Source organism: Streptomyces sp. NPDC026575, assembly GCF_055567415.1.
Genome location: NZ_JBVHQM010000025.1, coordinates 37,850 through 58,710, shown reverse-complemented (window position 1 = coordinate 58,710; position 20,861 = coordinate 37,850). Strand labels below are relative to the sequence as shown.

Below are 20,861 nucleotides of genomic sequence, written 5' to 3'. Positions count from 1 at the left end.
GGGAGCTGGCCCGCATCGGTCAGAAGACGAAGACCGAGCCACTGCCGGCGTTCATCGCACAGGAGTTGGCGAAGGTGTAGGTGTAGGACACCCGCTTGCCCTGCCACACGCCGTCCGCGGTGACCAGTACTGGTGCCCACTCCTTGGTGCACAGCCGCTCCGACGTGGTGTTGACCACCGCGCCGAAGTCACCGGCGACCGCGCGCAGTTGGGCGCAGGCGGCCTTCGGGGCCGGGTGGCTGCCGGTCGCCACCGGCGTACAGCTGAGCGTCACCGCGCGCTGCACCGTGGCGGTCGCGCGGCTTTCGCCCTGGCCGACGGTCAGCACCAGTTCGGACGGCGCGTAGAGCCCACCGGACCGCGCGGGCTGCGCCGGGGCGGCGACGGCCTGTGCGGTGGTGGCCAGCGTGCCGAGAACCAGCGCCGCGCCGAACGCGACCGCCCCAGTGATGTACCGCATGACGAACACTCCTTTGCTCGAAGGTGCAGATGCCGGACCGGAGTCTGGCCCAACCGCGCACCGAAAAGCATCCTGATCGTGCATCGGGCGATCGCTTTGAGTCGTTGAATGAAAGCTGAGGGTAATGGCGCGAAACGAGTCGGAGGTGGGCGAAGGGGGACGGGTCGACCGGTGCGCGGCCAGGGGGGATGCCCCGCCCGGCATGCTCGTGGCATGAGCCGTTAGCGGCCGGAAGGAAGGGATCCGGCCGCCGACCGGTCGTTCGGGAGGGTTTCGATCTCCGCCGATTGGCCGAAGTGGAGGGCCGGAGGCCGCCTCCGGGCAGCGTGTGGCGGCGGCCGGGGTAAGAGGCGCCCGGCCCGGGGCCGGCTTACCCCCTCGGCCGGTGCCGCCTCACCCGCCCTCGATCCGGGGGCGACGCACCCGTCCGGCAGGCGCCGACCGCCCGTGCCCGCCCGTCCGGCGCCGCCCGCCCGCGCCCGCCCGCGCCCGCCCTCAGGCCTGCCCGGTCTCGAACCGGCTCACCTTGCCGTCCGACACCGTGAACGACCAGCGCGTACGCATCGCCCCCCAGGTGTCGTTGCGGTAGTTCGCCACCAGGGACCGCCCGCCGTCCGACTCCGACTCCACGTCCATGTGCCCGCGCGACCCGAAGATCTCCCGGTCGGACCACTGCCGCAGATCGCGGTCGGAGCCGTCGTCGGACATCGTGGCGTCGGGGGTGAGCGCGGCGAAGAACGCCTGCTCGTCGTTGCTGTTGAGGGCGGTGACCAGGGCGCGCACCGCGGGGTCGGACAGCTGGTCGGCGGGGATGGTCATGGCGCTGCTCCTTGGTCCGGGGAGGGCTGTGCGGGCTTCCGGTCGGGCTTGCGGAGGACGGAGAGGATCAGGGTGAGCGCGGTGCCGGCCACCGCCCAGGCGGAGAGCACCAGCAGCGGGCAGGTCACCGCCTCGCCGCGGAAGTAGGCGAGCGAACGCGCCGTCCAGGTGCCCGCGCCCGGGGGGAGGGCGGGGCCGATGGCCCGCCAGAACGGGGGCAGCAGGGGGTAGGGGTAGGCGCCGCCCGCGCTCGGGTTGCCGAGGATGACGATCAGCAGGATCGCCAGGCCGATGCCGATGATGCCCAGCAGGGCCTGGCAGGCCAGGGTGGTGGCGCCGACCGCGAAGACGACCAGGGCCCCCAGGCCCCACAACCCGAAGAAGGTGCCGGGCAGGGCGCCCAGGACGGGCCCGACGACGATCGTGCCGGCCAGCCCGGCGGCGATCGCGTACACGGCCAGCGCGGTCAGCCGGATGACCGCCCGGTGCCCGTTGGAGGGGCGCGCCCCGGAGCTGATCGCGAGGATCGCGGCGCACAGGTAGCCGCCGACGCACCAGCCGACGACGAGGTAGAAGGACGACAGGCTGCGGGCGTCGCGCCGGTCGGCGGGGACCACGTCCACCGTGCGCACGGTGCGCCGCTCGGCCTTCTCGGCCGCGCCGACGACCATCTCGACCGCCTGGGAGAGGGAGGCGCCGCCGCCGCTCGCCACCAGGAGCCGGTCGGTGCTGCCGCGCGGGTCGACGATCAGCGCGCCGTCGATCGTCCGGTCCTCGATCTGGCGCCGCGCCGTGCGTTCGGACGCCGCCGGGCGCGGGTCCAGCGGCGAGCCGGGCAGCCGGTCCAGCTTGTGCACCAGCTGTCCGGCGGCGGGCGGGGGAGCGACCACGGCGAACGGCACGTCGACCGGCTTGGGCTGGTGGAAGGCGCCGGCGTAGGACGCGATGAACGCGATCATCAGGCCCAGGACGCCGAGCACCAGCAGCGAGGCGTGCGGTGTCACCGCGCTCCTCACCTCCCCGAGGAAGGTGGTGCGGATGCCGTCCTCCGTCGTGGGCATGCGTCGCTCCTCGCCACACCTGTGCCGCCGTTATGAGGCTTTTGCTCACTTATCTTGCGGTGAGCGGCGGGGGTGTGCAGACCGGGTGGGGCTGATCGGCGGACGGCGAGGGGCGGCCCCGGCGTGGCGTTCGTACGAATGTTCGATGCCCGGGTTATGGTGGAGAGGAGGAACGAGGGACACAGGGTCGGCCGGGGGGCGGATGAGGTGCAGGAGGTGCGGATGCCCGGGTTCACGCATCTGCACACCGCTTCGGGGTTCTCCCTGCGCTACGGCGCCTCCCATCCGGAGCGGCTCGCCGAGCGCGCCGCCGAGCGCGGTATGGACGCCCTCGCGCTGACCGACCGGGACGGGCTCTCCGGCGCCGTACGCTTCGCCAAGGCCGCCGCCGGGGCCGGTGTCCGCCCGCTGTTCGGCAGCGAACTCGCCGTGGCGGAGCGGGCGCCGGACCCCGCGGCCGGCCCGGCCACCGCGCGGCGGCGCACCCCGGTGCGCGGCGGCGCCTTCCTCGACGAGTCCGCCGCCCGCGCCGTCTTCCTGGCCCGCGACGGGGCGGCCGGCTGGGCCGCCCTGTGCCGGCTGGTCTCGGCCGCCCACGCGGACCGGGCCGAGCAGCCCGTCCTCCCCTGGAGCGCCCTGGAGGCCGCCCCGGCCGGACTGACCGTGCTGCTGGGCCCGGACTCCGAGGTCGGCCGGGCGCTGGCCGCCGGCCGCCCGGACCGCGCCGCCCGGCTCCTCGCCCCCTGGCGGGAGCTGTACGGCCGGGCGCTGCGCCTGGAGGTCGTCGACCACGGCCGGTCCGGCAGCGGCCCCGGCTCCCCGCGGCTGGCCGCGCGCACCCTCGGCTTCGCCGTCGACCAGGGCGTCTGCGCCGTGCTGACCAACGCGGTCCGCTACGCCGACCCCGGCCAGGGCCCGGTCGCCGACGTCCTGGACTCCGCCCGCCGCCTGATGCCGGTCGACCCGCACCGCCCCGAGACATGGGACGGCGGCGAGCGCTGGCTCAAGGACACCGCCGCGATGAGCCGCACCGCCGAGCGGATCGCCGAGGCGGCCGGCTTCCGGCGCGGTCTGGCGCACCGCCTGCTGACCATGACCGAGGAGACCGCGGGCGAGTGCCTGGTGGATCCGCAGGACGACATCGGGCTCGGCCGGATCCACTTCCCCGAGCCCCGGCTGGTCGGCGCGGAGCACCGCACCGCCGCCCGAGTGCTGCGCTCGCGCTGCGCCGCCGGCATGGTGCTGCGCGGCTACGACCGCGACCGCGGGCGCTGGGCGCGGCTGCACGACGAACTGCGCACGATCGAACGGCTCGGCTACCCCTCGTACTTCCTGACGGTCGCCCAGGTCGTGGACGACATACGGGAGCGGGGCATCCGGGTCGCGGCCCGCGGGTCGGGTGCCGGATCCCTGGTCAACCACCTCCTGGGCATCGCACACGCCGACCCGGTCGCGCACGGGCTGCTGATGGAGCGCTTCCTGTCCGAACGGCGGGCGGCGCTGCCGGACATCGACATCGACGTGGAGTCCGCCCGCCGGCTGGAGGTCTACCGCGCGATCTTCGACCGCTTCGGCGCGGAGCGGGTCGCGACGGTCTCGATGCCCGAGACCTACCGCGTACGGCACGCCGTACGGGACGTGGGCACCGCCCTGGGCATGGACCCGGCGCGGGTGGACCGGCTCGCCAAGGCATTCCCGCACATCCGCGCCCGCGACGCCCGGGCGGCGCTGGCCGAGCTGCCGGAGCTGCGCGGGGTGCGGGAGGCCGGCACCGAACGGCTGTGGCGGCTGGTCGAGGCGCTGGACGCGCTGCCGCGCGGGATCGCCATGCACCCGTGCGGGGTGCTGCTCTCCGACGCCACGCTGCTGGACCGTACGCCCGTCGTGCCCACCAGCGGCGAGGGCTTTGCGATGTCGCAGTTCGACAAGGACGACGTGGAGGAGATGGGGCTGCTCAAGCTCGATGTGCTGGGCGTGCGGATGCAGTCCGCGATGGCGCACGCGGTCGCCGAGATCGGCCGGGCCACGGGCCGCCGGCTCGATCTCGACGACCCCGCGCAGGTGCCGCCCGGCGACCCGGCCACCTACGACCTGATCCGCTCGACCGAGACCCTCGGCTGCTTCCAGATCGAGTCGCCGGGCCAGCGCGATCTGATCGGCCGGCTGCAGCCGGCCACCTTCCACGACCTGGTCGTCGACATCTCCCTGTTCCGGCCGGGGCCGGTCGCCGCCGACATGGTGCGACCCTTCATCGCGGCCCGGCACGGCCGCGAGCCGGTCCGCTATCCGCACCCCGACCTGGAGGAACCGCTGCGCGAGACCTACGGGGTGGTGGTCTTCCATGAGCAGATCATCGAGGTGCTGCGGATCATGACGGGCTGCGCGCGGGACGAGGCGGACGAGAAGCGGCGCGCGCTGTCGGATCCGGAGCTGCGGGGCCGGGTGAGCGCCTGGTTCGCCCGGTGCGCCGAGCGGCGCGGGTACGCCCCCGAGGTGATCGCCCGCACCTGGGAGATCGTCGAGGCATTCGGTTCGTACGGCTTCTGCAAGGCGCATGCGGTGGCCTTCGCGGTGCCCACCTACCAGTCCGCCTGGCTCAAGGCGCACCACCCCGCGGCCTTCTACGCCGGGCTGCTCACCCACGACCCGGGGATGTACCCCAAGCGGCTGCTGCTGGCGGACGCCCGGCGGCGCGGGGTGCCGGTGCTGCCGCTGGACGTGAACCGGTCGGCGGTCGCCCATCGGATCGAACTGGTGTCCGATGCGAGGGGTTCCCGCGGCGTCTGGGGGCTGCGGCTCGCCCTCGGCGACGTCCACGGCATGAGTGAGGCCGAGGCGCACCGGATCGCGGCCGGAGCGCCCTACCGCTCCCTGCAGGACCTGTGGCAGCGGGCCCGGCCGTCCCGCCCGGTGGCCGAACGCCTCGCCCGGGTGGGCGCGTTGGACGCCTTCGGCGCCAACCGCCGCGATCTGCTGCTGTACGTCGCCGAGCTGCACCCTCACGGGCGGCAGACGTCCGGCGGCCAGCTGACGCTGCACACGGAGCAGGAGGGGGCCGATCCGGTCCAGCCGGTGGGGCTGCCCGACCTCGGCGACGTCGAACGGCTCAGCGCCGAGCTGGGCGTCCTGGGGATGGACGCCTCCCGCCATCTGATGGCCGACCACCAGGAGTTCCTCGCGGAGCTGGGCGCGCTGCCGGCCCGGCTGCTGCGAAGCGCCGGGCACGGCGAGACGGTGCTGGTGGCCGGCGCCAAGGCGGCCACCCAGACACCGCCGATCCGCTCCGGCCGCCGGGTCATCTTCACCACCCTCGACGACAGCACGGGGCTGGTCGACTGCGCCTTCTTCGAGGACAGCCACGAGACCTGCGCACACACCGTCTTCCACTCCTGGCTGCTGCTGGTGCGGGGCACGGTCCAGCGGCGCGGGCCGCGCAGCCTCAGCGTGGTCGGCGCGGCCGCCTGGAACCTCGCCGAGCTGGCCGAACTCCGCCGCGAGGGCGGCCTGGAGGCGGTCACCGCCCGGCTCGCCGAGGGGCCGGACCGTCCCCCGGGCCCCGTCCGGGCGGAGGCGTCCTCGGAGACCGGGGCGGACGAGGGCGCCGGCGGAGCACCCGGCAAGGAGACCGAGGCGGTCGGCGCCCCGGGCCGCACCATCCGGCTGGAGACCGGCTACGAGCTGCACCCCTGGGCCGACCTCCAGCCCCCGGGCGAACGCGCCGCCACCGGCCGCAAGTTGTGGCACTCCAGCCCGGGGAGCGCGGGATGACCCCCGGTGCAGGCACCGGCTCGACCGGAGCGGCCGGCGCCGCGCGGCCGCCGGGACTGCTCCATGTACGGTTCAGGGCCGCCGGCGACACCCCCGTCGGCGCCGCGGAGTTCGAGCGGCTGCTGGCACTGCTGGCGCAGTTCACGCCGATGATCGAGGCGCTGCCTCCGGACGCCGCACTGGCGGACGTCCGCGGTGCGCTGCGCTACTTCGAGCGGGACGCGGCGGGGATCGCCGAGCTGATCCGGCTGCGCGCGCTGGTCTGGCACGGTGTGCGCTGCACGATCGGGGTCGCCGCCAACCCGCTGCTCGCCCGGATGGCGGCCCAGGGGGCGGCGCCCGGGCAGATCCGGGTCGTCCCCGACGACCCCGCGGCCGTCGCGGCCTTCCTCGACCGCCGCCCGGCGTCGGCGCTGCTCGGCGTCGGCCCGGCGACCGCGCGCACCCTGTCCGCGTACGGGCTCGACAGCGTCGGCCGGATCGCCGCCGCACCGCCCGCGACCCTGCGGCGGATCCTCGGCGCGAAGACCGGCCGGATGGTGTACGAACGGGCCCGCGGTATCGACCCGACACCGGTCGCGCCCAATGCCGCGGCCCGCTCGATGGGCGCCGAACACCGCTTCGTCCACGACGAGCTGGACCCGGACAGGCGCCGCCGGGCGCTGCTCTCGCTCGCCGACGGCCTCGGGGCCCGGATGCGCGCGAGCGGGCAGGTGGCCCGCGCGCTCACCCTCACCGTCCGCTACGCCGACCGCTCCACGACGACCCGCACCCGGCGGCTGGACGAGCCGACCGCTCACGGGCCCGCGCTGACCGAGGCGGCCTACGCGCTGCACACCGCGCTCGGGCTGCAGCGGGCCCGGGTGCGGTCCGTGGCGCTGCGCGCCGAGGACCTCTGCCGCGCCGAACTCGCCTCGCGGCAGCTGACCTTCGACCCGTCCGACGACAAGGCGCACCGCATCGAGGCGGCCGTCGACCGGGCCAGGGCGCGCTTCGGCACCGGGGCCGTACGGCCCGCTGCCACCCTCGGCGGAGCCCGCCGCGGGCCTCAGCCGTAGAGCCGCTCCGCATACCGCGGGCCGTAATGCTCCATCAGCTCCTCCATGGACCTCTCCTGGTCCTCAAGGCTCCGGACGATCCGGGCCCGCGAGGGCAGCGCGTCCGGCTGCCAGGTCTCCGGCTTCCACAGCTCCGAGCGCAGCAGGGCCTTGGCGCAGTGGTAGAAGACCTCCTCCACCTCCACCAGCAGCGCCAGCCGCGGGCGGTGGCCCTTGACCGTCAGTGCGTCGAAGAACGGGGCGTCCCGCAGCAGCCGGGCGCGGCCGTTGATGCGCAGGGTGTCACCGCGCCCCGGAACGAGGTAGTTCAGCCCGACCCGGGGATTGGCGAGGATGTTCAAGAAGCCGTCCGCGCGCTTGTTGCCGGGGCGGTCCGGGATCACCAGGGTGGTGTCGTCCAGGACATGGGTGAAGCCCGCGGGGTCGCCCTTGGGTGAGACGTCGCACCAGCCCCGCGCGTCCGCGGTGGCCATCATGCAGAACGGTGAGCGCGCCAGCCACTCGCGGTCGAGGTCGTGCAGCCGGTGGCGGGTCTTGTTGGCGGCATGGGGCGTGGGCTCGCCGATCAGCGCGCGCAGTTCCGCCTCCGACGAGACCTCCTCGATCCCGGTCAGATCCGCCGCCTGTGCGGTCTCCATCTGCGAACCCCCTCGTCGACTTCTTGGTCAAGGCATCACCGACTGTAGGCGACGGCACTGACAGTCGCGCCGCCGCGGCAGGGGAGTGAGGTACGGGACACGGTGTGCGCGGAAGGCCGGTGTCGGGAGATCTGCCCATACAGTGAAGATTGCGTGCCGTTTCCTTCACCGTCACACCGCTGGCACACCCTGCTTACTCGGCCGTAACTTACTTGCCAGTCAACTGCGTTGGCCCTTGCGATCCGGATCGCAGGTGAACGGCTCACGGAGCACTTCGGAGTCCCCTCACCCCGCAAGGAGCATCGTATGAAGCTGCGCTGGTCGCGGACGCTCACCCTCCTCCCCGCCCTCGCCCTGGCCCTCGGCGTCACCACCGCGCCGGCCGCTGCCGCCCGCCCGTCGCCCGCCGCCACCCCGGCCGGAGACGCTTCGCCCGACCCCTCCCGAATGGCCGTCAGCAGCGGCTGGAACAACTACTCCTGCAAGCCCTCCGCCGCCCATCCCCGGCCGGTGATCCTGGTCCACGGCACGTTCGGCAACTCCGTCGACAACTGGCTCGGCCTCGCGCCCTACTTGGTGGCCCGCGGCTACTGCGTCTTCTCCCTGGACTACGGCCAGCTGCCCGGCGTCCCGCTCTTCCACGGCCTCGGTCCCGTGGACGCCTCCGCCGGGCAGCTCGCCTCGTACGTCGACCGGGTGCTGGCCGCCACCGGGGCGAGCAAGACCGATCTGGTCGGCCACTCGCAGGGCGGCATGATGCCCCGGGTGTACCTGAAGTTCCACGGTGGCGCGAAGAAGGTGAACGCGCTGGTCGGGCTGGCTCCCGACAACCACGGCACCGACCTGGACGGCCTGACCCGGCTGCTGGACCAGTTCCCCGGTGCCAAGGACCACCTCGAAGGGCTGACCCCCGGTCTGACCGACCAGATCGTCGGCTCCGACACCCTCAACCGCCTCAACGAGGGCGGCGACACCGTCCCCGGGGTGCACTACACCGTGATCGCCACGAAGTACGACGAGGTCGTCACGCCCTACCGGAGCGGCTTCCTCGACGGCCCCGACGTGCACAACGTCCTGCTCCAGGACCTGTGTCCGATCGATCTGTCCGAGCATCTGGCCATCGGGCTCGCCGACCGCCTCGCCTTCCACGAGACGGCCAACGCCCTCGACCCGGCGCACGCCACCCCGACCACCTGCCTCTCCGGCTGACCGGAGCCGGCCCGGCCCGCGGGCCGGGCCGTCCTCTCCGGCGGCGCCGGAAGCGATGTCAGAAGTTCAGCAGCGCCTCGGCGCACTCCTCCGCCAGCTCCTCGGCGTGCGGCGGCAGCGGCGTTCCGCCGCGCAGATGGCGGCGCACCAGCGACAGCGGTGCGTCGACGACCGCGAGCGACACCCGGTCCAGGCTCTCGGTGCCGTGGACGCCCAGGGCGCCCGCGAGCGCCGCCAAAGAGGCCCGCACCCGCATGTTTCCCTCGTTCGCGCGCCGCAGATGCTCGTCCGACCAGTCGTCCCGCCCGAACTCATGGGCGCCGTACAGCAGCAGCGCGGCCTCCCGCGGGTGGGTGCGGCTCCACGCCACGACGTGCCGGGCGGCCGCCCGGCCCCCGGCGCGCGGGTCGTTCGACGACTCCAGGGCCTTGAAGTACCCCTCCTGGAAGCCCTCGACCGTCCGCAGCCACACCTCGGCCAGCAGCGCCGAGCGGCCGGCGAAGCGGTGGTAGAGCGAGCCGCTGGGCGCGCCGACGGCCGCCGCGACCGCGGACATGGTCACGCCCGCGGGTCCGGACTCGGCCGCCAGCGACACGGCGGCGTCGAGCAGCTGCGGGGTCTCGAAACGGGATGGCCTGGCCATGTTCTAGAGGGTACTCTCCACTATATTGGAGGACAGTCTCTAGAAAGGTCTCTCTGAAACCTCTCGCGGGAACGCGGCGGCGCGGCGTGCCGATGCCGCGCGGTGCCGGAACGGCGGACGGGGAGATCGGAAAGGTCTGCGCCATGGGCGTCTACAACGTGCACGAGCGGGAGCTGCCGGTGCCCGCGGTCGAGGCCGGTCTGCTGATCGACGGCCTGTCCGGCGACGGCGACCGCCTCTGGCCGCGCCGCGACTGGCCCCCGATGCGGCTCGACGGGCCGCTGGCGCCAGGGGTGGCCGGCGGCCACGGCCCGGTCCGCTACACCGTGGCGGCGTACGTACCGGGCCGGTGGGTGCGCTTCGCCTTCAGCGGGCCGAGCGGCTTCGACGGCTTCCACGAGTACACCGTCCATCCGCTCGCACCGGACCGCACCCTGCTGCGCCACACCCTCGCCATGCGCGCCCGCGGCCTCGCCCGGCTCACCTGGCCGCTGGCCTACCGGCACTTCCACGACGCGGTCCTGGAGGACAGCCTGGACGGCGCCGAGCGGGCCTGCACGGGCACCGTCGCCCGGCCCGCCCGCTGGAACGGCTACACCCGCCTGCTGCGCCGTCTGAGCCGCTGACCCCGCCGCCGCGCGGGACCGCCGGTGGGCCCCGGCGCGGCGGCGGGACCGCCCGGCCCGCCGGCCCTACCGCAGGCCCCGGCGGAGCGTCAGAAAACCGCAGGCGGCGCAGGCGAGAACGGCCGGGATCACCAGCAGCCATCCGGAGAAGGCCAGTACCGCCGCGGTCAGCAGCGAGCTCGCCACCACGCCGCACCACAGGGGAGTGCGGCGCGGGAGCAGCACCAGCGCGGCGGCCAGGCCGGCGAGGGTCACCGCCGCCAGGCAGGTGGCGGTGGCCCTCATCAGCAGGTCCAGGTCGGCCCCGCCGAACCCGGCCGCCACCCCCACCGCCACGGCCGTCCCGCCCAGTACCGCGAGCGAGCGCCGCGGCACCTCGCCCGGCGCACCGCCCTTGGCCAGCAGGCGCGGCGCCGCACCGTCCCGGCCGAGCGCCGCACCGAGCCGGGAGGCCCCGGCCAGGTACGAGTTGACCGCCCCGAAGGTCAGGAAGAGCGCGGCCGCGGCGGCCACCGGGCGGGCGGCGGAGCCCATGCTCCGGGCCAGCAGTTCGGTCAGCGGGGTGTCGGTGTCGGCCGCCGCCGGGCCCAGCACACCGATCGTGACCACCGCGAGCCCCAGGTAGAGCACGGTGATGACCAGGAGCGTACGGCGCGTCACCCGTGGCAGATCCCGCCGCGGATCGGCGAACTCGCCGGACAGATGGCTGGCCGCCTCCCAGCCGGCGAACGCGAAGAACAGCACCGAGGCCGCCGACCCGACCGACGCCCAGCCGCCGGGCAGGAACGGCGCGAAGTGCGCGGCGGACACCTGCGGCGCGCACGTCAGCACCGCGCACAGCAGCACCGCCGCCAGCAGCCCGCCGAGCAGCAGCTGGACCCGGCCCGACATCCGCAGCCCGACCGCGTTGGAGACCAGCGCCCCCGCCAGCACCGCACCGGCGACGGCATACGCGCCCGCCTCCCCCCAACCGACCGCGTCGGCCACGTACTTCCCGCCGATCCAGGCAGCCGAGACCACGCCGATCGGCACCGCACCGTAGAACCACCACCCCACCACGGCCGCGGCCCGCGGCCCGATCGCCCGGTGCACATACGTGGCCACGCCCCCGCCGTCGGGGAACCGCGCGCCGAGCGCCGCGAAGGAGGCGGCCACCGGCACACACATCGCCAGCAGCACCACCCAGGCCAGGATCGAGGCGGGGCCGGCCGCGGCGGCGGCGAGGGACGGCAGGGTCAGGACTCCGGGGCCGAGCACCGCGCCGGCGCACAGCGCGGTACCGCTGCCGATGCCCAGCCGCCGTATATCCGCCCGTTCAGGAGCGGCAAGGGATGTTTCTTGTACGGTCACAGTCGCAGAAGGTAACCGTCTGGCTGATCTTTATGGCCTCCTGTCGAACTAAATTCGGCAGGTGCGCCACCATGGTCCCCATGGACGACATTGATTCGGCGATTGTCCGCGAACTGCAGCGCGATGCACGGCAGACCAACCGCGAGCTGGCCCGCATGCTCAACATCGCGCCCTCCACCTGCCTGGAGCGGGTCCGTGCGCTGCGCGCCCGCGGCGTGATCACCGGCTATCGCGCCAGGGTGGACCTGCGCGCCCTCAACCGCCCCGTACAGGCGCTGCTGACCATCCGCATCCGCCCCATGAACCGCGAGGTCATCGAGCGCTTCAAGACCTTCCTGACCTCGCTGCCCGAGGTGCTCAGCGTCTATGTCGTCGCGGGCGGCGACGACTTCCTGGTCCATGTCGCCGTCCCGGACGTCGACCGGCTGCACACGCTCCTGATGGACCAGGTCTTCAAGCGCCGCGAAGTCGTCGACTGCCGCAGCTCCTTCATCTACCAGCACGTCGCCAACGACATCATCGAGCCGCTGCCCCAGGACGGACCGTAACGGCGCGACGCCGCCCCTGGTCCAGCAGGGACGGCGTCGCTTCCCCGGAGGGGGCGGTACCGGGGTACGGAGACCGGGTCAGCCGCGGTGGCGGGCGGCCCGGCGGCGGGAGGTGGCGAACAGCACCCCGGCGCCCGCGGCCAGCACGGCCGCGCCGGCGACGGCTATCGGGGCGGTCGAGCTGTCACCACCGGTCTCGGCCAGGTGCTGCCCGGCGAGCGGCTTGGCGCCGCCCTCGGGCCGCGCGGCGTTGCCGTGGTGCGCGGCGTCGGTGTCACCGGCGAGCGCCGGCCGGTCGGCGCCGGCCTGCGGTGCCGCCTCGCCGTGACCGCCCGTGCCGCCCCCCATGTGGCTGTGCCGGCGCAGATCCGCCGACGCCTTCTCGGCGCCCGCCGCGATCTGGGTGTCCGTCGGCGCGGAGGCGGTCGGCGCGGGGGCCGCAGCGGAGCCGCCCGCGCTCTTCCCGAAGACCACGTCCGAGCAGGTGTAGAACGCCTCGGGGCTGTCCGACCGCTGCCAGATGCTGTAGATCAGATGGCGCCCGGACCGCGCCGGCACCTTTCCGTCGAAGACGTACTCCCCGTTGGTCAGCGTCGGGTCGGTCACCTTCGCGAAGGGCTTCGCCTCCAGGTCCGACCACTTCAGCGGCTTGGTCGGGTCGTAGCCGGCCTTGGTGATGTACAGCTCGAAGGAGCCCTTGTGCGGGGCGGTGGCCTTGTAGTGGAACGTGTGCTTGCCGGCCCGCATCTTGGAGGACGGCCAGTCGGCGCGCGGCAGGTCCAGGCCCTTGAACGCGGCGTCGCCGCCGCTGCAGAGCTTGCCGTCGGGGATCTTCTCCTTCGACTTGCCGCCGGCGTTGCCGTCCCGGACCCCGTTCCAGTCGTAGAACGCCTGCGCCCCACCCACCTGCACGGCGGCCTTGCACGCCGCGGACCGCGGGCTCTCCGGCCCCTCTGCGTAGCAGGCGAAGACCCGGCTGACCGGATCCGACATCGAGCCGTGCGCGGCCGCCGGGCTCGCGGTCAGCACGGTGAGCGCGAGGGGGGCGATACCGACCAGCGCGATCCCGGTGGCCTTGCGACGAGCGGTCATCGTGGGGGTCTCCTTCATCAGTTGCGTCGAGAGGGGGCAAGGGGCGGCGATGTGGTGGGGGGTCGGGATGCACGCGCCCGCGCCGTCCCCCGGAGTGCGGCGCCGACGACTGGCAACGCCGCCTTGCGAGAAGCACGCTAGCCCCGCTGAACAGCGGACTTGAGGCCCGAAGGCCGATCCTGCGGATCTTTATGGTGGGCTTAAGGAGCGGCTAAGCGGGGGCACAGGAAGGGGCGCCCAAAGCGGGCTTCCTGAGCTGGAGTTGCCCCCCTGTCGGTCCGTGACCGTCCGGGAGGGTCCGCCCGGATGTGCCGTCGGCCTTCCGACCCGTAGCTCTATCCGGATCGGTCGCTGACGGTCGTACCGGCCGCTGGACCCTCTATGAGGCGCGTTGCCGGAGGACGGATGCGATCTTCTTCTTGCGCAGACCCACCTGCGACTCGGCTGTCGGTGATTGTCGGCGTCGGTCGTCGTCGAGCATCGTTCGACGACCCCCACACGGCCCCGGCCGGGCGCGGTCGTAGTCACCGGCCATGCGCGAAGATGACCAGCGAGAGGGCGGCGCCACTTGCTGCGACGCCGACATGTAGCGCGATCCACAGAGCATAGAGACGCACCTTGAAGACCTTTGGGAAGCGAAGACGCTGTTGTGCGTGCAGCTCTGCCCAGCCGTCGTCGATGAGGAGTGACGGTAGGCGATCCTCGATGCGAGAGCTGAACAGGCGAGCCGCTCTGTGATGCAGGACGGAGCGTTCGTGGTACTTGAGACACGCGAGCACTCCGTAGACCCCTAGGCCGACCAGCGGCAGCGTGACGACCAGCATGATCATTTCGAGGCCGTGTTGAGCAGTGAATCCCAGGGCGGCAGAGGCAATGACAATGATCAAGTTGGTGAGGGTGGCTCGCTGGGTTTCGAGCTGTCGAGCCTGGTCATGCTGCTCTCGGTACATCTGAAGCAGCACTTCGACATCGTCAGCCATCGAGCCCCCCAGGCATCTGCCAGTCGTCCAGTGGTGGTTACCCACGCCGTTCGTCGACCACGCGGTCGGCGTAGCGGCTTTGGGCTGGAGCTGCTTCGGCGCGAGTGATCACGGCACCGTAGGCTTCCGGCGCGTCGGGCAGTCTGTGGACCTGCCCGGTACAGCACGACGTTGGTGTCATGATCTTCCAGGCTCACGCCAAAGTGGCTGCTCAAGACACCGCTGAGCGGGGCCACAGACGGGCGGGGAGGCAGCGGGCATCGGGGCGGTGGGCGCCGCGGCGCCGGCCGTTGTCAGTGGTGCCCGGCATCATCGGGGCATGACCACCCACGCCCCCGCCGACGAGCCCGCGCGGACCACCGGCCGCCCCTGCGGCCGGACCGCCGAGCAGCCCTTCAACGCCCCCTCGTGCGCGGCGCATTCGCCCCTTCCGGTCGTCGCCGCCGCCTACTGGGAGGCGGCCGCGGACACCTTCGACGACGAGCCCGATCACGGCCTGCGCGACCGGGCCGTCCGCGCCGCCTGGGCAGCCCGGCTGCGGTCCTGGCTGCCGGCCGGGCCCGTCGACCTGCTGGACCTGGGGTGCGGCACCGGAAGCCTGGCCCTGCTCGCCGCAGAGCAGGGCCATCGCGTCACGGGCGTCGACCGCTCGCCCCGCATGATCGAGCGGGCCCGCGCCAAGCTCGCGGGGCGGGACGCCGTCCTGCTGACCGGTGACGCCGCCGAACCACCCGTGGGGGAGCGGAGGTTCGGTGCCGTCCTGGTGCGCCATGTCCTGTGGGCGCTGCCCGATCCGGCGGCCGCGCTGCGCCGGTGGGCCGGTCTGCTGCGGCCCGGCGGGCGGCTGGTGCTGGTGGAGGGCCGCTGGGGCGAGGCCGACCCGATCGGCCTTGCCGCCGCCGAACTGGCGCTGCTGATAAGGCCCTTGGCGGCGCGCATCGAGCTGGCGGAGCTCTCGGGCGACCCGGCGCTGTGGGGCAAGGAGGTCCATGACGAGCGGTACGCCCTGATAGCCGACCTCGCGGCCCCGGTGCGCGCGAGCGTGCCCGGCGCCCCGTGAGCCGGCGGCCTCAGCCCCGCCGCACCTGCCGTACGTACCGCCACTCCTCGGCGAACGGGCGGTAGCCGAGGCGCCGGTTGACCGTGAGGATCGGGGTGTCGGCGGCGTCGTTGCCGGTGAACGCCTCGGTGCAGCCGTGGTCGCGGGCGCGCTGGAGGGAGGCGGTCTTGGCCAGGCGGGCCAGGCCCCGGCCGCGGAAGGCCCGGCGGGTGCCGGTCATCGCGCAGGCGCAGCGGCCCAGGCCGTCGGTCGCCGCCAGGCTGAAGGAGGCGATCTCGCCGTCGACGGTCACCACCGAGGTGAGGTCCAGGTCGATATGCGGGTGCTCCCAGGTGTGCCGCAGCCAGTCCTCGTAGGCCGGCGTCCCGCTCGCGGTATCGCCCGGCTCGTCCGCGGCGGCCTCGGTGTACGCCGCGTACAGGGGGCGCGGGTCGGCCTCCAGGTCCGCGCCGGTGAGCAGCCGGACGCCGGCCGGCAGGGCGGCCGGGAGCGGTGGCGGCCCGGCCGTCGCGAGGTCGAGGCGCAGGTGGCGGGCCGGGCGGAGGCGGCGGTAGCCGTGGCGCCGGGCGAAGGAGTGCGCGCCGGGTTCGTCGACCGCGCGGGCGACGAGGCGTTCGGCGCCCGCCGCCGCGAGATGCTCCTCGGCGGCGGCCAGCAGGGCCCGGCCCGCGCCCCGGCCGCGGTGGCCGGGGTGGACGTGCGGGGTCGCCGCGGCCCGGCCCGGGAGGCCGCCGCCCGGCAGCAGCGCCGCGCGGACCGCGCCGGCGATCCGGCCATCCAGCTCGGCGACGAACAGCCGCAGACGCTGCGCCGCGCAGGCGGTGGAGACCTCCCGGGCGACGCCCTGCGGGGTGCTGAGCAGATAGGGCGCGCAGGCCCGTCGCAGATCGGCGACGGCCTTGGCGTCGGCGGGGCGGAAGTCGCGCACGGTAAGCGTCATGGAGGCGGACGGTACGCGCCGAAGCTCCGTTTTGCCGCTCCTTTTCCGGTGGCCGGGGCGCGGTTTGCCTCCGCTTTTCCGCACTGCGGTAAGCGGGGTGGCTCGTTCCGGACGGACCCGGCCGAACATAAGTGGCCGATGCATCTATCTGGGCGTACGGTGATCGAGCGGGCCGCCGCCGGGACGAGGCCGACCCGCCGCCCACGTATGGAGGGAGCCGCGAACATGTGCGGAATCACCGGATGGATCTCCTACGACAACGACCTGACCACCCAGCGGCGGACGCTGGAGGCGATGACCGCGACCATGGCCTGCCGCGGCCCCGACGCGGCCGGCAGCTGGTTCGCCCGGCACGCCGCGTTCGGCCACCGCCGGCTCGCCGTCATCGACATCGACGGCGGCGCACAGCCCATGACCGCCGAGCACGACGGCCGCACCCTGGTCGTCACGACGTACAGCGGCGAGGTCTACAACTACCGCGAACTGCGCGCCGAGCTGGCGCGGCTGGGCCACTCCTTCCGCACCGACAGCGACACCGAAGTGGTGCTGCACGCCTACCTCCAGTGGGGCGAGGCGTGCGCCGAGCGCCTCAACGGGATGTACGCCTTCGCGCTCTGGGACCCCCGCACCGAGGAACTGCTGCTGATCCGCGACCGGATGGGCATCAAGCCGCTCTACTACCACCCCACCCCGGACGGGGTGCTCTTCGGCTCCGAGCCCAAGGCGATCCTCGCCCACCCCGCCGTGCGCCCCACCGTCGACGCCGAGGGCCTCGCCGAGCTGATCGGCTTCACCAAGACGCCGGGGCACGCCGTCTACCAGGGCATGTACGAGGTCCGCCCGGGCCATCTCGTCCGGGTCGGCCGCGGCGGGCTGACCGTCAAGCGCTACTGGGCCCTGGAGGCCCGCGAGCACACCGACAGCCTCGACACCACCGTCGCGCACGTCCGCGAGCTGCTCGACGACATCGTCGCCCGCCAGCTGATCGCCGATGTGCCGCTGTGCACCCTGCTCTCCGGCGGCCTGGACTCCTCCGTCATCACCGCGCTCGCCGCCGGCGAGCTGGCCGCCCAAGGCAGCGGCCCGGTGCGCTCGTTCGCCGTGGACTTCGCCGGCTACACCGAGCACTTCCGGCCCGACGACCTGCGCGGCACGCCCGACGGGCCGTACGCCCACGCCCTGGCCGAGCACGTCGGCTCCGATCACCGCGACATCGTCCTGGACACCGCCGCCCTGATGGACCCCGGCCACCGCGCCGCGGTGCTCGCCGCCCGCGATCTGCCCAACGGCTTCGGCGACGGCGACACCTCGCTGTACCTGCTGTTCCGGGCCGTCCGCGAGCAGTCCACGGTCGCCCTGTCCGGCGAGTCCGCGGACGAGGTCTTCGGCGGCTACCGCTGGTTCCACGACCCCGCGGCCGTCCACGCCGACACCTTCCCCTGGATCGCGGCGGGTATCGGCAGCCGCTTCGCCGGTGGCGACACGGCCCGCGAGGCGCTGCTCGCCCCCGGCCTGCTCGACAAGATCGACCTGCCCGGATACCAGGCGCGCCGCTACCGCGAGGCGCTCGCCGAAGTCCCCTACCTCGACGGCGACACCGGCCTGCAGCGCCGGATGCGCGAGATCAGCTATCTGCACCTGACCCGCTTCGTCCAGGTCCTGCTCGACCGCAAGGACCGGGCCAGCATGGCCGTCGGCCTGGAGGTCCGGGTCCCCTTCTGCGACCACCGCCTCGTCGAGTACGTCTTCAACACCCCCTGGTCGATGAAGACCTTCGACGGCCGGGAGAAGTCGCTGCTGCGCGCCGCCACCCGCGACGTGCTGCCCGACCTGGTCGCCGACCGCGTCAAGAGCCCGTACCCCAGCACCCAGGACCCGCGCTACGCCGAGGCGCTGCGTGCCGAGCTGAAGGACCTGGCCGCCGACCGCGACGCCCCGGTCCGCCCGCTGCTGGACACCGGCGCCCTCGCCGAGGCCACCGCGGACGGCGCGACCGGCGACATCCGCTCCGCGGCCGAACTGGCCCTCGGCATGAACGCCTGGCTGCGCACGACCGGTACCACTCTCCGGCTTTAGGACCGCTCCGACCCCGCCCCGACGGACAGCCCGCACGGCGTGTCCACAAAGCGACAGGCCCTGGAACCTCCCGGCACGCCCGGCGCTCCTGGCGCACAATGAATGAGACAAACACGCGCACCAACGGGTACGAGCGCGCCGCGCATCCGGGCTCCCCGGGACGTGGCCCCGCACCCGTCCGCCACACCACCAGTACCAGGAGCGCCCCGTGTCCCCGCAGGTCTCGACCCTCGTCATCACCATCGACCCGGCCTCCGCCGTCGCGCCGTTCGAGCAGGTACGCACCCAGATCGCGGACCGGGCCAGGGACGGCGGACTGCCGGTCGGCTACAAACTCCCCACCGTCCGCGGCCTCGCCGAAGACCTGGGCCTGGCCGCCAACACCGTCGCCAAGGCATACCGCGCCCTGGAGACCGACGGCGTGATCGAGACCCGCGGCCGCAACGGCAGCTTCATCGCCGCCGCCGGCGAGGCCGCGGACCGCGAGGCCGCCGCGGCCGCCGAGAGCTACGCCCGCCGCGCCCAGCGGCTCGGCCTGGACCACCGCGCCGCCCTCACCGCCGTCGAGAACGCGCTGCGCGCCACGTACGGCGCCGGCGCCTGACCGCCCTCGCCGGACCCGCCCTCCGGCCCGGCGCCCCGCCCGCCCCGCATCCGAACGGAGCCGTATGCCCGGTAAACAGGCCCTCGTCCGCCGCCCCGGCCCCCGCCTCGCCGACGGCCTGGTCACCCACATCGACCGGCGCCCGGTCGATCCCGCGCTCGCCCTGCGCCAGTGGGAGTCCTACGTCCAGACGCTGCGCGACCACGGCTGGCGGACCACCGAGGTGGCCCCCGCCGACGACTGCCCCGACGCGGTCTTCGTCGAGGACACCATGGTCATGTTCCGCAATGTCGCCCTGCTCGCCCGCCCCGGCGCCGACCAGCGCCGATCCGAGGTGCCGGACGCCCGCGCGGCCGTCGAGGCGCTGGGCTGCTCCGTCAACGAGATCCGCTCGCCCGGCACCCTGGACGGCGGCGACGTGCTGAAGGTCGGCGACACCGTCTACGTCGGCCGCGGCGGCCGCACCAACGCCGAGGGTGTACGCCAACTCCGCGCAGCCTTCGAGCCGTTGGGCGCCCGCGTGGTCGCCGTGCCGGTGACCCGCGTACTGCACCTGAAATCCGCGGTGACCGCACTGCCGGACGGCACCGTGATCGGCTATCCGCCCCTGGTCGACGACCCGTCCGTCTTCCCCCGCTTCCTTCCCGTCCCCGAGGCGTCCGGCGCCCATGTCGTGCTGCTCGGCGGCGGCAGGCTGCTGATGGCGGCCGGCGCGCCCAAGAGCGAGGCGCTCCTCGCCGACCTCGGCTACCGGCCCGTCGTCGTGGACATCGGCGAGTTCGAGAAGCTGGAGGGCTGTGTCACCTGCCTGTCCGTTCGGCTGCGCGAGCTGTATGAATGACGGGCCGTCGGGCCGGGCGGCGCGTGCGCCTTTCCCGGCCGCGCACCCCGCCGCGCCTATCGTGACGCCATGAGCAACCTCGACCTCAGACCCTCGCCCAGCCTGTGCGGCGGCACCGGCCGCACGGGCCCGGTGCGCGACCTCCAGCCCGGCAAGCAGGTGCCGCTCGGCGAGTCCACCGTCGTGCGCAGGCTGCTGCCCAACCTCGGCCGGCGGATGGTCGGCGCCTGGTGCTTCGTCGACCACTACGGGCCGGACGACATCGTCGACCAGCCCGGAATGCAGGTGCCGCCGCATCCGCACATGGGCCTGCAGACCGTCAGCTGGCTGCACGACGGCGAGGTGCTGCACCGCGACAGCCTCGGCAGCCTGCAGACCGTACGCCCGCGCGAACTGGGCCTGATGACGTCCGGCCGGGCCATCGCCCACTCCGAGGAGTCCCCGCACGGCCACGGCCCCCTGTTGCACGGCGCCCAGCTCTGGGTCGCCCTGCCCGGCGCCCACCGCGACACCGCCCCGCACTTCGAGCACCACACCGACCTCCCGCTGATCACCGGAGGCGGCGGCCTGGCCGCCACCGTGATCCTCGGCGAACTGGACGGCGCCTCCTCGCCCGGCACCGCCTACTCCCCGCTGGTCGGCGCCGACCTGACGCTCACCGCCGGCACCGAGGCCCGGCTGCCCCTCGACCCCGACTTCGAGTACGCGGCCCTGACCATCTCCGGCGAGACCGAGGTCGACGGCGTCCGGCTGGCCCCCGGCGCCCTCCTCTACCTCGGCTGCGGCCGCCGCGAACTCCCGCTGCGCGCCCATTCCGACAGCGGTCTGCTGCTCCTGGGCGGGGAGCCGTTCGAAGAGGAGATCGTCATGTGGTGGAACTTCGTGGGACGTTCCCACGAGGACATCGCCCGGGCCCGCGACGACTGGTCCTCCGGCACCCGCTTCGGCGAGGTCCTCGGCTACGACGGCGACCGGCTGTCCGCCCCGGAGCTTCCGCCCGGCCCCCTCAAGCCGCGGGGGCGGACGCGCTGATCCGGCAGGAGTCCCGGGAGTTCAACCCATTGCGGATTTTGGGCAGTTGAACTCTC

The 20,861-nt window shown here is 73.9% G+C and carries 19 protein-coding genes; 10 read left to right on the top strand and 9 right to left on the bottom strand.

Features of this window, described 5'->3' with window-relative positions:
- Window positions 1-19: 19 nt before the first annotated feature.
- From ACZ4NB_RS29475 to ACZ4NB_RS29465, 3 genes are all read right to left on the bottom strand, one after another.
- Window positions 20-460: a subtilase-type protease inhibitor gene (locus tag ACZ4NB_RS29475; RefSeq protein WP_467666088.1), complete on the bottom strand. Its 441-nt coding sequence runs from the start codon at window positions 458-460 to the stop codon at window positions 20-22.
- Window positions 461-955: 495 nt separating this feature from the next.
- Window positions 956-1,279 carry a nuclear transport factor 2 family protein gene (locus ACZ4NB_RS29470; RefSeq protein WP_467666087.1) on the bottom strand — a complete coding sequence of 108 codons (324 nt, stop codon included), beginning with the start codon at window positions 1,277-1,279 and terminating at the stop codon, window positions 956-958.
- Window positions 1,276-2,340 (bottom strand): DUF3533 domain-containing protein, encoded by a 1,065-nt coding sequence (locus tag ACZ4NB_RS29465; protein ID WP_467666086.1) that lies wholly within the window; start codon window positions 2,338-2,340, stop codon window positions 1,276-1,278. Before ACZ4NB_RS29465 ends, ACZ4NB_RS29470 begins: the two co-directional genes overlap by 4 nt.
- Window positions 2,341-2,562: 222 nt before the next feature.
- On the opposite strand from ACZ4NB_RS29465, the gene ACZ4NB_RS29460 reads away from it, so the two are divergent.
- Window positions 2,563-6,108: a DNA polymerase III subunit alpha gene (locus ACZ4NB_RS29460; protein WP_467666085.1), complete on the top strand. Its 3,546-nt coding sequence runs from the start codon at window positions 2,563-2,565 to the stop codon at window positions 6,106-6,108.
- Window positions 6,105-7,166: a DNA polymerase Y family protein gene (locus ACZ4NB_RS29455; protein ID WP_467666084.1), complete on the top strand. Its 1,062-nt coding sequence runs from the start codon at window positions 6,105-6,107 to the stop codon at window positions 7,164-7,166. The genes ACZ4NB_RS29460 and ACZ4NB_RS29455 overlap by 4 nt, the downstream gene beginning before the upstream one ends.
- On the opposite strand, the gene ACZ4NB_RS29450 is transcribed toward ACZ4NB_RS29455, so the two are convergent.
- Window positions 7,157-7,804, bottom strand: a complete 648-nt coding sequence (locus tag ACZ4NB_RS29450) for a pyridoxamine 5'-phosphate oxidase family protein (RefSeq protein ID WP_467666083.1) — start codon at window positions 7,802-7,804, stop codon at window positions 7,157-7,159. The genes ACZ4NB_RS29455 and ACZ4NB_RS29450 overlap by 10 nt on opposite strands.
- A 306-nt stretch (window positions 7,805-8,110) precedes the next feature.
- On the opposite strand from ACZ4NB_RS29450, the gene ACZ4NB_RS29445 reads away from it, so the two are divergent.
- Window positions 8,111-9,013 (top strand): esterase/lipase family protein, encoded by a 903-nt coding sequence (locus tag ACZ4NB_RS29445; protein ID WP_467666082.1) that lies wholly within the window; start codon window positions 8,111-8,113, stop codon window positions 9,011-9,013.
- Between the two features lie 58 nt (window positions 9,014-9,071).
- Here the strand turns inward: ACZ4NB_RS29445 and ACZ4NB_RS29440 are convergent, their stop codons facing one another.
- Window positions 9,072-9,656, bottom strand: coding sequence for a TetR/AcrR family transcriptional regulator (locus tag ACZ4NB_RS29440; RefSeq protein ID WP_467666081.1), 585 nt, complete (start codon window positions 9,654-9,656; stop codon window positions 9,072-9,074).
- Between the two features lie 143 nt (window positions 9,657-9,799).
- On the opposite strand from ACZ4NB_RS29440, the gene ACZ4NB_RS29435 reads away from it, so the two are divergent.
- The gene (locus tag ACZ4NB_RS29435; RefSeq protein ID WP_467666080.1) at window positions 9,800-10,282 is read left to right on the top strand and encodes an SRPBCC family protein; all 483 of its coding nucleotides are present in this window, start codon (window positions 9,800-9,802) and stop codon (window positions 10,280-10,282) included.
- Between the two features lie 66 nt (window positions 10,283-10,348).
- Here the strand turns inward: ACZ4NB_RS29435 and ACZ4NB_RS29430 are convergent, their stop codons facing one another.
- Window positions 10,349-11,632, bottom strand: coding sequence for an APC family permease (locus ACZ4NB_RS29430; RefSeq protein ID WP_467666079.1), 1,284 nt, complete (start codon window positions 11,630-11,632; stop codon window positions 10,349-10,351).
- 80 nt (window positions 11,633-11,712) lie between these two features.
- On the opposite strand from ACZ4NB_RS29430, the gene ACZ4NB_RS29425 reads away from it, so the two are divergent.
- Window positions 11,713-12,180 carry an Lrp/AsnC family transcriptional regulator gene (locus ACZ4NB_RS29425; protein WP_399144429.1) on the top strand — a complete coding sequence of 156 codons (468 nt, stop codon included), beginning with the start codon at window positions 11,713-11,715 and terminating at the stop codon, window positions 12,178-12,180.
- 78 nt (window positions 12,181-12,258) lie between these two features.
- On the opposite strand, the gene ACZ4NB_RS29420 is transcribed toward ACZ4NB_RS29425, so the two are convergent.
- The gene (locus ACZ4NB_RS29420) at window positions 12,259-13,272 is read right to left on the bottom strand and encodes a lytic polysaccharide monooxygenase auxiliary activity family 9 protein (RefSeq protein WP_467666078.1); all 1,014 of its coding nucleotides are present in this window, start codon (window positions 13,270-13,272) and stop codon (window positions 12,259-12,261) included.
- Window positions 13,273-13,796: 524 nt separating this feature from the next.
- Window positions 13,797-14,252 carry a hypothetical protein gene (locus tag ACZ4NB_RS29415; RefSeq protein WP_467666077.1) on the bottom strand — a complete coding sequence of 152 codons (456 nt, stop codon included), beginning with the start codon at window positions 14,250-14,252 and terminating at the stop codon, window positions 13,797-13,799.
- Window positions 14,253-14,571: 319 nt separating this feature from the next.
- On the opposite strand from ACZ4NB_RS29415, the gene ACZ4NB_RS29410 reads away from it, so the two are divergent.
- Window positions 14,572-15,312, top strand: a complete 741-nt coding sequence (locus ACZ4NB_RS29410) for a class I SAM-dependent methyltransferase (protein ID WP_467666076.1) — start codon at window positions 14,572-14,574, stop codon at window positions 15,310-15,312.
- A 10-nt stretch (window positions 15,313-15,322) separates the two neighbouring features.
- On the opposite strand, the gene ACZ4NB_RS29405 is transcribed toward ACZ4NB_RS29410, so the two are convergent.
- A complete protein-coding gene (locus ACZ4NB_RS29405) occupies window positions 15,323-16,252 on the bottom strand; it encodes a GNAT family N-acetyltransferase (protein ID WP_467666075.1) in 930 nt (309 codons plus the stop codon).
- A 225-nt stretch (window positions 16,253-16,477) separates the two neighbouring features.
- On the opposite strand from ACZ4NB_RS29405, the gene asnB reads away from it, so the two are divergent.
- The 4 genes from asnB to ACZ4NB_RS29385 all read left to right on the top strand — a co-directional run bounded on the left by asnB (window position 16,478) and on the right by ACZ4NB_RS29385 (window position 20,805).
- Window positions 16,478-18,328, top strand: a complete 1,851-nt coding sequence (gene asnB / locus ACZ4NB_RS29400) for an asparagine synthase (glutamine-hydrolyzing) (protein WP_467666074.1) — start codon at window positions 16,478-16,480, stop codon at window positions 18,326-18,328.
- 208 nt (window positions 18,329-18,536) lie between these two features.
- The gene (locus tag ACZ4NB_RS29395) at window positions 18,537-18,932 is read left to right on the top strand and encodes a GntR family transcriptional regulator (RefSeq protein ID WP_393494761.1); all 396 of its coding nucleotides are present in this window, start codon (window positions 18,537-18,539) and stop codon (window positions 18,930-18,932) included.
- Between the two features lie 64 nt (window positions 18,933-18,996).
- On the top strand, window positions 18,997-19,773 hold the full coding sequence (gene ddaH / locus ACZ4NB_RS29390) for a dimethylargininase (RefSeq protein WP_467666073.1): 777 nt from the start codon (window positions 18,997-18,999) through the stop codon (window positions 19,771-19,773).
- A gap of 69 nt (window positions 19,774-19,842) precedes the next feature.
- Window positions 19,843-20,805, top strand: a complete 963-nt coding sequence (locus ACZ4NB_RS29385) for a pirin family protein (RefSeq protein WP_467666072.1) — start codon at window positions 19,843-19,845, stop codon at window positions 20,803-20,805.
- Window positions 20,806-20,861 lie beyond the last annotated feature (56 nt).

Coding starts and splice junctions, on each gene's coding strand:
- ddaH (WP_467666073.1), top strand. CDS start 18,997: ATGCCCGGTAAACAGGCCCTCGTCCGCCGCCCCGGCCCCCGCCTCGCC.
- ACZ4NB_RS29420 (WP_467666078.1), bottom strand. CDS start 13,272: ATGACCGCTCGTCGCAAGGCCACCGGGATCGCGCTGGTCGGTATCGCC.
- ACZ4NB_RS29435 (WP_467666080.1), top strand. CDS start 9,800: ATGGGCGTCTACAACGTGCACGAGCGGGAGCTGCCGGTGCCCGCGGTC.
- ACZ4NB_RS29385 (WP_467666072.1), top strand. CDS start 19,843: ATGAGCAACCTCGACCTCAGACCCTCGCCCAGCCTGTGCGGCGGCACC.
- asnB (WP_467666074.1), top strand. CDS start 16,478: ATGTGCGGAATCACCGGATGGATCTCCTACGACAACGACCTGACCACC.
- ACZ4NB_RS29455 (WP_467666084.1), top strand. CDS start 6,105: ATGACCCCCGGTGCAGGCACCGGCTCGACCGGAGCGGCCGGCGCCGCG.
- ACZ4NB_RS29450 (WP_467666083.1), bottom strand. CDS start 7,804: ATGGAGACCGCACAGGCGGCGGATCTGACCGGGATCGAGGAGGTCTCG.
- ACZ4NB_RS29410 (WP_467666076.1), top strand. CDS start 14,572: ATGACCACCCACGCCCCCGCCGACGAGCCCGCGCGGACCACCGGCCGC.
- ACZ4NB_RS29475 (WP_467666088.1), bottom strand. CDS start 460: ATGCGGTACATCACTGGGGCGGTCGCGTTCGGCGCGGCGCTGGTTCTC.
- ACZ4NB_RS29465 (WP_467666086.1), bottom strand. CDS start 2,340: ATGCCCACGACGGAGGACGGCATCCGCACCACCTTCCTCGGGGAGGTG.
- ACZ4NB_RS29405 (WP_467666075.1), bottom strand. CDS start 16,252: ATGACGCTTACCGTGCGCGACTTCCGCCCCGCCGACGCCAAGGCCGTC.
- ACZ4NB_RS29425 (WP_399144429.1), top strand. CDS start 11,713: ATGGACGACATTGATTCGGCGATTGTCCGCGAACTGCAGCGCGATGCA.
- ACZ4NB_RS29440 (WP_467666081.1), bottom strand. CDS start 9,656: ATGGCCAGGCCATCCCGTTTCGAGACCCCGCAGCTGCTCGACGCCGCC.
- ACZ4NB_RS29445 (WP_467666082.1), top strand. CDS start 8,111: ATGAAGCTGCGCTGGTCGCGGACGCTCACCCTCCTCCCCGCCCTCGCC.
- ACZ4NB_RS29470 (WP_467666087.1), bottom strand. CDS start 1,279: ATGACCATCCCCGCCGACCAGCTGTCCGACCCCGCGGTGCGCGCCCTG.
- ACZ4NB_RS29415 (WP_467666077.1), bottom strand. CDS start 14,252: ATGGCTGACGATGTCGAAGTGCTGCTTCAGATGTACCGAGAGCAGCAT.
- ACZ4NB_RS29460 (WP_467666085.1), top strand. CDS start 2,563: ATGCCCGGGTTCACGCATCTGCACACCGCTTCGGGGTTCTCCCTGCGC.